General features: G+C 40.7%; 10 protein-coding genes. 7 read left to right on the forward strand and 3 right to left on the reverse strand.

The window, feature by feature from the left end:
• Nucleotides 1-348 carry a DoxX family protein gene (locus tag MuYL_RS16300; protein WP_094571573.1) on the reverse strand — a complete coding sequence of 116 codons (348 nt, stop codon included), beginning with the start codon at nt 346-348 and terminating at the stop codon, nt 1-3.
• 49 nt (nt 349-397) lie between these two features.
• The gene (locus MuYL_RS16305) at nt 398-1,360 is read right to left on the reverse strand and encodes a helix-turn-helix transcriptional regulator (RefSeq protein ID WP_094571574.1); all 963 of its coding nucleotides are present in this window, start codon (nt 1,358-1,360) and stop codon (nt 398-400) included.
• A gap of 58 nt (nt 1,361-1,418) precedes the next feature.
• Between MuYL_RS16305 and MuYL_RS16310 the strand changes: the two genes are divergently transcribed.
• From MuYL_RS16310 to MuYL_RS16320, 3 genes are all read left to right on the forward strand, one after another.
• The gene (locus MuYL_RS16310) at nt 1,419-1,844 is read left to right on the forward strand and encodes a putative signal transducing protein (protein ID WP_094571575.1); all 426 of its coding nucleotides are present in this window, start codon (nt 1,419-1,421) and stop codon (nt 1,842-1,844) included.
• Nucleotides 1,845-1,945: 101 nt separating this feature from the next.
• A complete protein-coding gene (locus MuYL_RS16315; RefSeq protein ID WP_094571576.1) occupies nt 1,946-2,953 on the forward strand; it encodes a N(4)-(beta-N-acetylglucosaminyl)-L-asparaginase in 1,008 nt (335 codons plus the stop codon).
• Between the two features lie 149 nt (nt 2,954-3,102).
• The gene (locus tag MuYL_RS16320) at nt 3,103-3,885 is read left to right on the forward strand and encodes a copper homeostasis protein CutC (protein ID WP_245845590.1); all 783 of its coding nucleotides are present in this window, start codon (nt 3,103-3,105) and stop codon (nt 3,883-3,885) included.
• Nucleotides 3,886-4,036: 151 nt separating this feature from the next.
• Here the strand turns inward: MuYL_RS16320 and MuYL_RS16325 are convergent, their stop codons facing one another.
• Nucleotides 4,037-5,479: an alpha-L-fucosidase gene (locus MuYL_RS16325; protein ID WP_094572990.1), complete on the reverse strand. Its 1,443-nt coding sequence runs from the start codon at nt 5,477-5,479 to the stop codon at nt 4,037-4,039.
• A 237-nt stretch (nt 5,480-5,716) separates the two neighbouring features.
• Between MuYL_RS16325 and MuYL_RS16330 the strand changes: the two genes are divergently transcribed.
• The 4 genes from MuYL_RS16330 (at nt 5,717) to MuYL_RS16345 (ending at nt 12,674) form a co-directional block, all read left to right on the forward strand.
• A complete protein-coding gene (locus MuYL_RS16330; protein ID WP_157740905.1) occupies nt 5,717-6,361 on the forward strand; it encodes an RNA polymerase sigma-70 factor in 645 nt (214 codons plus the stop codon).
• Nucleotides 6,362-6,412: 51 nt separating this feature from the next.
• Nucleotides 6,413-7,522 (forward strand): FecR family protein, encoded by a 1,110-nt coding sequence (locus MuYL_RS16335; protein WP_094571578.1) that lies wholly within the window; start codon nt 6,413-6,415, stop codon nt 7,520-7,522.
• 166 nt (nt 7,523-7,688) lie between these two features.
• Nucleotides 7,689-11,177, forward strand: coding sequence for a SusC/RagA family TonB-linked outer membrane protein (locus MuYL_RS16340; RefSeq protein ID WP_094571579.1), 3,489 nt, complete (start codon nt 7,689-7,691; stop codon nt 11,175-11,177).
• 21 nt (nt 11,178-11,198) lie between these two features.
• Nucleotides 11,199-12,674, forward strand: coding sequence for a SusD/RagB family nutrient-binding outer membrane lipoprotein (locus tag MuYL_RS16345; RefSeq protein ID WP_094571580.1), 1,476 nt, complete (start codon nt 11,199-11,201; stop codon nt 12,672-12,674).
• The last annotated feature ends 23 nt before the right edge of the window (nt 12,675-12,697 follow it).

Genomic DNA, 12,697 nt, shown 5'->3' on the forward strand with positions numbered 1-12,697 from the left:
TTATCTAATCCAAAAGGTGAGTAAAAAAATGATCATTACTAGTGAACCCACCAATAACGGCTTCACAGCTTCCTTTTTAGCGTCGTATTTTAGATGGGTATAAGTAGCACCTATAACAAGGATGGCGAATATGGCTATACCATACATCCGGGTTGCATTAAAAAACATCATTAAGCTACAGATTATTTCGGTAAGGCCCAAAAAATGCATAAACCACAGCGGGTATCCCCAATGCTTAAAATGAGCAACAGATTGTTTATTTCCGCTGAATTTTTTAAAACCGAATACTAATCCGGGAATCGCACATGCGATGATCAGCACCCAAAAAATAATTATTTTTACTTCCATGACTTAGTTTGTTTATACAAATTAACCCACGGCAAGTGACAGCCCTATGTCAGTAGGAGTTTGTTAGCTGAAGATTTTTTTGAGCTATTGCCGATGCTATACTTCCCACCCGCTCTTTCAGTGTGTCAGGGCTGATAATTTCGGCCTGGTCCCCAAACATCATGAACCATCGGGCAAAGCCTTCTAACGATGTGGTGAGGAAAGTCATTTCCTTTTGGTTGCCAATTGTTTTTTCAGACACAAAACCGCTATAATACTTTTGATAATCAAGATGTCCGGATATTTCTTTTTCAACCCTTATAATCACCAGGTCAAGATCCTGCTCTTTAACAGTTTGGGCTATATAAGCCTTTAAAGTAGGGTGTTTGCTGGTAAAAACCCTTCCGGCAGGTTCAATATGATTAATTCGGTCAATCCTAAAATCGCGATAAGCGCCTCTTAACAGACAATAGGCAATAAGATGCCAATAACCGTCTTTAAAAAAAATGCCGACAGGCTCAATTTCCCTTTTGGTATGTTCATGGCTGTGGCCGGCAAAATAATTAATACACAGCACACTTTTTCTGGCGATACTGTTTAACAGCGTTTGGATATGATCCTTATTTTCAACCTGCAGCTGACTATGGTTCCTAAGCACTTCAATATTACCGTCAATATCTTCCAGCAAATTTTTCTCGGCAGTTTTCAATATAGCCCTAATTTTATACATGGCCGAATTGTGGTGCTCTGCTGTTGAGGCATCTGTTAGCTTTTCCACAAATTTTTCGGCTGTTAAAAAGGCTGTAGCCTCTTCTTTTGTGAACATTACGGGTGGTAAGCGGTACCCGTCAACAATAGAATACCCCACACCTGCCTCCCCTATTATCGGGATGCCGGCTTCTTCCAAAGTTTTCACATCGCGGTAAACGGTACGAAGGCTGATATTAAAACGCTCAGCAATATCACTGGCTTTAACTACCCTGCGCGATTGTAGTTGAATTAATATGGCCGAAACTCTGTCAATGCGGTTCATGTCATCCAAATTAAATAAAAACCCGGTATCTTAGTGCAAAATTTATTATTTTGCATAAATGAGCCTCGAAAACGATAAAATAGTAACATTTGAGTCGTACTATGATCCTATGCTTGCGCATATCATTCGCAGCAGGCTTGAGGCTAATGGAATTGCCTGTTTTATTGCCGATGAAAACATTGTGATGGGTAACCCGATATACAACCAGGCAGTTGGGGGCGTAAAACTAAAAGTTTTTGAAAAAGATGTTGCGCGCTGCCGTGAAATACTGGCAAACGAAGGCGATCTGCATGAAAACGACCATATTGAAATTGATGATGAAAACAACACATACGTAACTTGTCCATTTTGTGCATCCACCAATGTGAGTAGTGTTACTGAAGATAAAGGGGACGGTTTTTTGAATACAATGATGAACCTTGCCAACCCATTTTACACGCAGAAGAACTGGCATTGCCACAATTGCACGCAGGATTTTGAATAGGCTTAAAACAGCGTTATAATTAAATTTCGCCCTATAAATTCTCTTTTATACCAAAAAAGATACAAAAGGGGTTATGCAAACAATTTTCTATATTAGCGGCTATGTATAACCGCCGTAAGTTTATAAAAATGTCGGCTGCAGGCGCCTCGCTGGCAGCGTTATCAACCTCTAAAATTGCAAGGGCTGCAACGATGGCCCCTTTTGCAGGCGTACCTGTGGTAATCTCCACCTGGGACTTTGGGATTGTTGCCAATAAGGAAGCCTGGAAAACGCTTGAAAAAGGCGGCAGGGCTTTAGATGCGGTAGAAGCAGGTGTTAGAATTCCGGAAGCCGATATGAACAACCATACCGTTGGCCGGGCAGGTTATCCAGACCGCGACGGGCATGTTAGCCTTGATGCTTGTATTATGGATGAATTCGGAAATTGCGGTTCAGTAGCAGCTATTGAGCATATCGCGCACCCCATATCTGTGGCAAGGCTGGTAATGGAAAAAACACCTCATGTAATGTTAGTTGGCGAGGGGGCTACCCAGTTTGCTGTTGAGCAGGGCTTCAAAAAAGAAAATTTATTGACACCTGAATCTGAAAAAGCATGGAAAGAATGGCTTAAAACAGCCAAATACTCGCCTGTTATGAACATAGAGAATAAACAGCATGCTCCCGGCAATCAATACAATCACGATACAATCGGCATGCTTGCTATTGATGTTAAAGGCAATATATCAGGTGCGTGCACTACAAGTGGAATGGCATTTAAGATGCATGGCCGCGTTGGTGACAGCCCCCTGATTGGTGCTGGATTATACGTGGATAATGAAGTGGGCGGAGCAACATCAACCGGCGTTGGCGAAGAAGTGATCCGTAACGTGGGCAGCTTTTTGGTTGTGGAACTGATGCGCCAGGGTTATTCGCCCGAGGCTGCCTGTAAAGAGGCTGTTAACCGCATTATAAAAAAGAAACCCGACACTGCCAAGAATATCCAGGTTGGCTTTTTGGCTATCAATAAAAAAGGAGAATACGGCGCTTATGCCATTCAAAAAGGTTTTTCGTTTGCAGTATGCAACGCCGAAAAGCAGGACTTGCTAATACCCGGAAAAAGTTTTTATTGATGCTAAATTGGATGCTTTTTTTACTTAAAAAGAACGGCAAAAAATTAAAACCTTTCCGACTAACATCCGTACAAATTACGTTATACCATATTGAACTATCTATTTAAAAGTTTATAGTCAGCCTAACTATGAACTATCATCAACAAACTATGAACGTTAATATACAGTCAGCTATGGGCAACCCTGTTTCGCTTGAAGTTTGTGCTAATTCGGTAACCTCAGCTGTGGCAGCACAAGCCGGGGGAGCTACGCGTGTTGAACTTTGCGAAAACTTATTTGAAGGCGGAACTACCCCCTCCTACGGCCAAATACTAATGGCAAGGAAGCTGCTTCACATTAAACTATATGTATTAATAAGGCCGCGCGGCGGTGACTTTTTATACACCGAGCTGGAGTTTAATATCATGATGGCTGATATCCGCTATTGTATTGAGGCGGGCTGCGACGGAATTGTAATTGGTATGTTAAATGAGGACGGCACCATTGATAAAGAACGCTGCGCCGAAATGATAAACCTGGCAAAACAATGGGGTTTGGGCGTTACGTTCCATCGCGCCTTTGATATGTGCTCTGATCTTTTCCAGGCAATGGAGGACATAATTGAACTGGGCTGCGAGCGTATTTTAACATCAGGCGGCAAAAGCACGGCAATGGAAGGCGCATATAATATTGCCCGTTTAATAAGTAAAGCGGCCAACAGGATCAGGATAATGCCCGGCAGCGGTGTAAGTGAGGCAAATGTGGCCGACCTTGTACGTTTTACCGGAGCTACCGAAGTACATTCGTCTGCAAGGGTTCATATACAAAGTAAGATGAAATACAAAAACGACCATATCATTATGGGTGATACCATTGGTGATGAATATAGCACTGATGTAACCGATGCCTGCCGGGTTAAAGAAATTATAAAAATGGCCAATACGTTTGAATAATATTCATAGCTGCAAAAAGAAAAATATTTTCTAGATACCGCCGGTTATACTTTCGCCCGGCGAAAGCAATTTACCATCATTCACAGATATTACCTTGTCTACAAAAACGTATGTGAAGTACGATGTGCTGTTTTTGATAATATGTTAGCCGCTAATACTCAATTTTAAAGGTTGCTGTATGTTGTAAAGTACTTATATTTTGAAGTGACGCCGGAATGGCTACTATTAACTGTCCGTCATTCATTTTCCATTTTAGGTGTTGCTTACTACCCAAAAGCGTTACTTTTTTAATCCTACTGACACTATCTAATAGAATTTTAACCGAGGGATTTAAAGTAACATTATCAGTGGCCGATAATTGAAAAGCATAAATTGTATTGCTATGCTTTGCTTTGGTATAATAAATATTGTCAGCCGAGTAAGGCGCGATAGAAGTGCTTCCATAAATACCTTCGCCATTAACCTGTATCCATTTGCTTATGCCGGCCAGGCGGTCATAAACAACAGGGTCCCAGTCGCCATCCGGACCGGGCCCAACGTTCATAAGCAGGCTACCACCCCGCGATACAATTTTTACAAGCAACTGCACAATCTGGTTAACAGATTTATAATGATCATTCGGAACATAGCTCCATGAATTCCCCATGGTCATACAAGTTTCCCATGGGTGATCAAGCGGCTTATTTGGCACCTCTTGCTCGGGTGTTGTGTAGTTTTCATATTCGCCGGTTACTGTACGGTCAACAACAATCAGCCCCGGCTGTTTAGCGCGACCCATAGCCGCAATTTTCGGCATATCAATATCCTGATTGTACTTATCGCTCGGCAGCATCTCGTCAGGCTTGCTTTCTGATTTTTGGGGACGCACCCATCCGCCATCCAGCCATAAGATATCTACCCGACCGTAATCTGTCATCAACTCCTGAATCTGGTTATAAGTGTAATCTTTAAATTTTTTCCAGCGCTCAGGATATTTGGCCGGATCATAGTTTACATTCCTGTCCTTAGGCGGAAAATAGGGCCACCAGTAATTTTCTGAATGCCAGTCGGGTTTGCTGAAGTAAGCCCCGATCATAAAATCCCGGCTCCTGAAGGCGTTAAAAATTTCTTTGGCAACATTACTGCGCGGGTTAGTTGAAAATGGCGTTTTTGTGCTCGTGATTTTATAATCGGTTTGCTTCGTATCAAACATGCAAAAGCCATCGTGATGTTTTGTAGTAAACACTACATATTTCATCCCTGCCTGTTTGGCAGCAGTAACCCATTTATCAGGGTTAAACTTTGTTGGGTTAAAGGTGGTTTGCAAATTTTCGTAGGCCTTTAAATAGGCATTGTAATCGGCACTGTAAGGGCCCTTCCTTTGGGTCCATCCTTCATCTTCCGGGCAAATGCTCCAGCTTTCAACAATGCCCCATTGACTGTAAGTGCCCCAATGCATAAATAAGCCAAACTTTAAGTCCTGCCAGCTTGCCAGTTTTTTTTGTACCTGCGGATCTGAAGGAGCCACGTAGGTTTTTGACATTACATGAGCTTGCGCTGCCAAATGCGATACTTGTACCAATGCAAGCATCAGTATAAACAAAAATTTCTTCATAATAATTATACAGTTTTGTTTACTGGTTGATACCTTGTTAATTTTTACCACCATTTACCTCTATTACTGCTTCACCCACATAGACATTTTTTTACGCGAAATTGCCTACATACACATCGTAATAATTGTTTAAAATTTTAATTTTCAGGCTATAATAGTATAATATTAAATTTAATATATTATAATTGTTACGTTGTTATTAACTTTTGTCCAGCCTCAGTTTTATTTCTTAATATTTTGAAAGATAGAAAAGTTGATATTTTAAATTTGTGGAAACGCATCAGCACTACTGATGACTGTAAAGCATTTGAAACGCTTTTTTATCTTTTAAATACACCACTTATCAAGTTTTGCATGATGTATATTCATCAAAATGAAGCGGCAGAAGAAATAGTGTCAGACGTGTTTGTTAAGTGCTGGATAAACCGGAAAAATCTGGCTGATATTCAAAACCTGGATACCTACCTGTTTGTAGCGGTAAAAAATCAATCGTTAAATTACCTAAAAAAATATTCAAATATACACCTGGTTCAAATTGAAGACACTAATGAACTAAAGTTTGTTAATACCTTTAATCCGCAGGAAGCGTTTGAAAAAAAGGAGCTGGTATTTAAAATGGAGCAATCTATTGAAGCCTTGCCCCAACAGTGCCGTATTATTTTCAGACTTATTAAAGAAGATGGCCTCAAATACAAAGAAGTAGCCGAAATCCTTGACATTTCTCCCCGCACCGTACAAACTCAGCTGTTCAGGGCCGTAAAAAAACTCAGTATTTCTTTGTCTGATTATCTAACCCCTGCCCACAGTTCGAAAAGCAACGAAGCGCTTTTAAATATTGTGCTGCTGTTAAGTTTAATTAAATTATTTTTTTTAGGCCTGTAGGCAATTCGTAGAAAAATATTGTCTTTACCGTAATCAGGAATATTCCGCTTTATGGTGAACGATAGATTTATTAAGCTGCTTACAAAAGAACTAAGCGACGAACTCACTTATGATGAACAGGTAGAGTTAAAGCAGCTTTTGCAGGATAATAAGGAATATCGTGATCAGCGGGAGATTTTAAAAGATTACTGGAAAACAAACAGCATTGAATATGCCGCTAATGCTGTCATGTTTAAAAAGGTAATGGAAAGGATCAAATCTGAGGAAAATGTGGCTCAGGTTGAAAGAATTGATGAATTTAAAGGTAAATCACCGCGGGGAAAATTCAGGCTTAGGGCATGGTATGCCGCTGCTGCCTTTATGATAGCCATAATAAGCGTTGTTACTTATCAATATGTAATTGTACCGAAGTTTGATAATGACCTTGCTGCAATTAAATGGCTGCAAAAAACCACCAGGCCTACAACAAAATCAATTATAACACTGGCTGATGGCACCATTGTTACCCTAAATTCAGCAACCACATTAAAATATCCGGATAGCTTCAGCGGTAAAACCCGTGAGGTTTACCTGGACGGCGAAGCTTATTTTGATGTACACAAAGATCATGAGCACCCGTTTATCATCCACACAAATAAAATGAATGTACGGGTATTGGGTACAGCATTCAATGTAAAATCGTACCAAAATGAAATTCTAAGCGAAACCACGCTGATAAGGGGATCAATAGAAGTAACGCTTAACGATCGCCCGTCAGACAGGATTATTCTGAAACCTAAAGAAAAGCTTATAGTTCAGAGCAAAATATCCACAAGAAAAAAATCCACCTTAACCGCCGATTCCTCCTCCCCGGAAAGTATTGGCAAGGGCACCCGATACACCCTAACCAATTTAACCTATTATCCCAACAATGATAAAACAATAATTGAAACCTCCTGGGTTCAAAATAAGCTGGTATTCAGCAACGAAGATTTTAGCCAGTTGTCTGACCAGTTAGAAAGATGGTATGGAATGCATATAACATTTGGAAACGCCTGGGTAAAGCAATACAGGTTTACCGGAATGTTTGAAAAAGAAACGTTGCCTGAAGCGCTTGACGCATTAAAAATGATAGAGCACTTTAATTATAGAATAGAAAACTCAACTGTATTTATATATTAACTAAACTAAACAACCATAATGCTTATGACAAAAGAAAAAATTACTTAAACAAAAGCGGGAACCTCCTTTGATGGTAATCCCCGCTTAAGATGATTCCTAAAGTTAATTATGCCGCTTATCTCTGGTACAGATTACGGCAATTATTCACCTTTAATTCAGTAAAAATATGAAAATTTTTAAACACCCCAAAATGGGTGTAATGGAGAAGTATTGGCTGCTTAAGTCTATATTAATCATGAAATTAACACTACTGCTAATATTAGTATTTAATTTAAATGTTGTGGCGGATGCTTATTCGCAAACAAAGGTTACGCTTAACCTTAAATCGGCGCGTTTTAAAACAATAATATCAAGTATCGAAAAGCAAAGTTCCTATCACTTTGTGTACAGCGAAAGCAAAATCCCCGGCGAAAAAAAAATAAGCATTAACGTTGAAAATACAGAAGTAACCGCTGTGCTTGACCAGGTATTGGCAAACTCAGGTTTCACCTATAACGAGTTACAAAATCACCTGGTAGTTATAACTCCTGTTGGCGTAAATGTAAATGCAGCTCATGTAACAGGTAAAGTTATTGATGAAGCCGGACAGCCACTTCCAGGTGCATCGATAAAAGTAAAAGGCAGCCAGGCAGGTACTGTTACTGACGTAAAAGGTGACTTTAGCATTGATATACCTGAAGGCGGTGTATTAGTTGTTAGCTACATCGGCTATCAGACCAAAGAGGTAACCGTAATTGATAATACCCCATTAACTATTTCATTAACACCATCAGGTGTTTTGAATGAAGTAGTGGTAACAGCTCTTGGTGTGAAAAAGGAAGAGAAGCGTTTGGGCTATTCAATAACCCAGGTTGGCGGCGAAGAAGTGTCGACAACACGTGAGCCTACCTTTGTTAACGCATTGTCAGGTAAAGTTGCGGGTTTAGTGGTTCAATCGCCGCCAAATGGCCCGGGCGGATCGTCAAGGATTATTCTTCGGGGAAACTCGTCCTTTACCGGATCAAATCAGCCCTTGTATGTGGTTGACGGGATCCCGATCAATAGCACTACCAGAGAAAACACAAACGATGGTGGTAAAGTATACGGTGGTTCTGATCCGGGCGATGGTTTATCATCCATCAATCCTGACGATATTGAAACCATTAGTGTGTTAAAAGGAGCTTCGGCAGCTGCACTCTATGGCGGCGGCGCGCAAGCCGGTGTTATACTGATCACTACGAAGAAAGGAAAAAAAGGACAGGGTGTAGGCATTACTTTTAACAGCAATACTGTATTCGAAAAAATGGTTCCTTACGATGACCTGCAATATGATTATGGCCGTGGTTTTTACGGAAGGCTTTATACCGCTGACGATTACAGCAATCCTATTTTTTACGGGCAACTTGAAGATAACTCAGGCGATGCACCGGGGTGGTCATGGGGTGCTAAGATACAGGGGCAGCCTTTTATTGATATTGACGGAAAAACCAAGCCTTATGTAGCACAAAAAGCTGCGACGCAGTTTGACAGGTTTTTTAAAACCGGCTTGACAACTACCAATACTGTTGCTTTGACAAAGGGAACTGATAACGGCTCATACCGGGTTTCTTTGTCTGATACGAGAGATAATTCGCCAACGCCTAATGAGGGGTATGAGAGATATAATGGTGTTTTTAGGCTTAACCAGGACTTTGGAAAAAAACTACATACCGACTTTAAGGTTGACCTTTCAAGAACGCTGCGCTTAAATGCCCCACTTTTACGTGGTGATGGTCGTGGTTCTTTAGGCTTAAGCTATCCGCGTATTGCGAACACTACTGATATAACTTTGCTGGATGACAAAAAGCCAAATGGCGACTTTGTATCAACCTACAATGCAAATCCTTATGTGCAGTTAGAAAAGGTAAAAAACGACCAGACACAGAACCGCGTTTTATCATCGGGAAATATTACTTATGATATTACCGACCACTTACATGCTAATGTTACCGGTGGTATTGACTACATGAATACCGATGCATTATTTGTGGTTTTCCCTAATAACGTGATAAATACAGGCGGGGTTTACAGAACCACAAACATACAGCAGCAGCGTACTGATTTACGTGGTATGTTAAGTTATGACAACAAATTTAAAAAGTTTACTATTAGTGCATTTGCGGGTGCCGAGCTGCAAAACTCAAAGCAGTACTCGCTGGATCTTTACTCGTATAACTTTATTGATCCTAACCTGCTTAATTTTAATAACAGCAAAAACATAAATGCACCAACAGAAACCCACGGGCCAAATTCTAAAACGAATTCTGTTTTTGGCGAAGCACAGTTTGGGTATAACAATTACCTATTTTTAGAAATAACCGGCCGTAATGACTGGTATTCAGCCCTGGCCTCAACCCGCCCCGGTTTTAAAGTAAATTTATTTTATCCATCAGCTAATTTAAGCTACGTATTTACCGATGCGTTCAAAATTGATCCTAAAATATTGTCGTTTGGTAAGTTAAGAGCATCAATAGGCCAAACAGGCAGCAACCCCATACCCTATTTAACTGACCTAACCTTTACTTTGCAGCCAACTTTAAATGGAATTACCAATGCCGAGTTAACTGGCTCTACAGTTCCGCCGGCAAGCTTAAAACCTGAAACAACAACAGAAACAGAAATTGGTACTGAGCTTAGGTTTTTGAATGACCGCATTTCGCTTGACTTTGCGTACTACTATAAAAAATCAGAAAACTTTTTATTGCAGTCAACCATCAGTAATGCCACAACATTTAATTCTTTATATTTTAATGCCGGTTCAATGTATAATAAGGGAATTGAATTGCTAATCTCGGGCTCACCCATAAAAACAAAAAACTTTATGTGGAATGTAAGTCTGAATGCAGCCCAGAATAAGAATAAGGTTACTGCATTGGCACCATCTGTATCGGCTAACGGTGTTGATTTTTATTATAACATTAAAGCAAAAGTTGGATACCCTATTGGTTCAATATTCGGCTCTTCGTATCAGCGGTCACCTGATGGCCAGATAGTTTATCAGCCTGAAAACTCCCAGACTGGCGATGCAGGTACGCCTAATTCGGTTATCATTGCAAAAAACGCAAACGAAACTTACCTGGGCAGCGCAAATCCTGATTGGTCTGGCGGTATAACCAACACCTTTACCTATAAAAACTTTTCTTTCAGCTTCCTGATCGACGGGCAGTTTGGAGGACAGGTATATGAAGCCGGCGCTACATGGACCAATTACTTCGGTAACTCAAAAGCATCGCTACTCGGTCGTGATGGTAATTATATCCCCAGCGGGGTGATTAATACAGGTACTGCTTCAGCACCGGTTTATACTAAAAATACATTACCATACAGTTCATATATTCAATTCAATGATAATGGTAATGCAGATAAGATCATTGACCAGTCAAATATATTCAGCAGAACGTTTATTAAGTTTCGCCAGGTTTCACTTGCTTACAGCTTACCAAAGAATTTGTTGACCAAAACCTTTATAAGGAGCGCTACATTTTCGCTGATAGCCCGCAATCTTTTCTTTATCAGGAAAGACCTGCCAACTTTTGATCCTGAGGCTTCAGACAGTATTAACCAGGGCTTTGGTTATGACAGCGGCGGCCTGCCGACAAGCAGAACCTATGGCTTTAATTTAAACCTGAGCTTTTAATTTTATTTGAAAGGAAAAATCATGAAAAATTTAACATATAAAATATTAAGTTTCCTTTTTATAGCGGCCGTTTTAACGAGCTGTACAAAGGATTTTGCTAAAAACAATTTAAACCCCGACGCCGTAACCGCTGTTGACCCGGGGGCGTTATTATCCGACGCACTTGTTAAAACAACTGACCAGGATATGCAGGGGCGCACAAACTATTGCCACTCATTTATGCAATATGGTTATAGTTCGTTTTGGTCAGGCACAACTTATGTACAGAGTGACGATATTGGATCACGCTATTGGAACAACTTTTACAGGCCAGTGTTAAATAATCTTGAATATGTTATCCCGGTTTTAAAGCCACAGGCCAACCTTGCATCAACCTATGCAGCAGCAAGAATCTGGAGGGTTTATGTATATCAAAAGCTTACAGACTTTTATGGTGATATTCCATACAGCGAGGCAGGTAAGGCTTTAACCCAAAGCATATTTACGCCAAAGTATGATTCGCAGCAAACCATTTATGCAGACTTTGTTACCGAACTCCGCGCTTCAATAACATTATTAGGCAGCAATAGCACTCAGGCTGTAAGAGGTGACCAGTTTTATGGCGGCGATGCAACCAAATGGAAAAAGCTGGCAGCCTCTATGCTTTTGCGCGTAGGGATGCGGATGATTAAAATTGACCCCACCCAGGCCGCGACTTTGGTTAAAGAAGCAATTGCCGATGGTGTAATGACCAGCAACGATGATATGCCGGTTTTAAAGCACAGTGTAGCTTTGCCAAATGGCTTTAACTTTTTGCTCAATGATGGTGTGGAGCATTTTTTCCTGGTTAAGACACTGGTTGACCACATGAAGGACAGCAGCGACCCACGCTTAAAATATTATGGCGCTATTTATGACAAGCAGGTTTCGGGCGGAGGAGTTATAACCTCAGATAATATTAATGACTTTGCAGGTTATAGCTTTAACGCCAGTGATCCGGCAGCAACCGTTCGTATCAGGTATGATATTTTCGGTACTGAGGCCACACCGTTTTTTGATTTCCCTTATGCCGAGGTAGAGTTTTTACAGGCAGAAGCTATTTTGCGTGGTTATACCAGCGGCGATGCCGCTGCACATTATGCAGCAGGTGTAACAGCGCACATGCAGTCTTTAAGCTTGCTACCTACCAGCCCAACCATTACTACTGATCAAATTACTGGCTATTTAGCTCAAAACCCGCTAACAGGTACGGCTGAACAACAAATTGAGCAGGTTAATACAGAATTCTGGGTTTCGGGATTTGTTTTTGATGCTGATGAAGTGTGGGCAAACTGGCGTCGCACGGGTTACCCGGCTTTAGTGCCAAATCCGGCCAGCGTATCGCAAACAATACCACGTAAAATGCCGTATCCTCAAAGTGAATTTTCTTTGAACGGTGCTAATGTTAATGCTGCAATAGCTAACTATGGCGGCTCAAATACCTTTAACCCTAAAGCAAGGGTTTGGTGGGACAAATAAATTTTTATTTGTTTAAGTTTAGT

Source organism: Mucilaginibacter xinganensis (genome assembly GCF_002257585.1).
Lineage (GTDB): Bacteria > Bacteroidota > Bacteroidia > Sphingobacteriales > Sphingobacteriaceae > Mucilaginibacter > Mucilaginibacter xinganensis.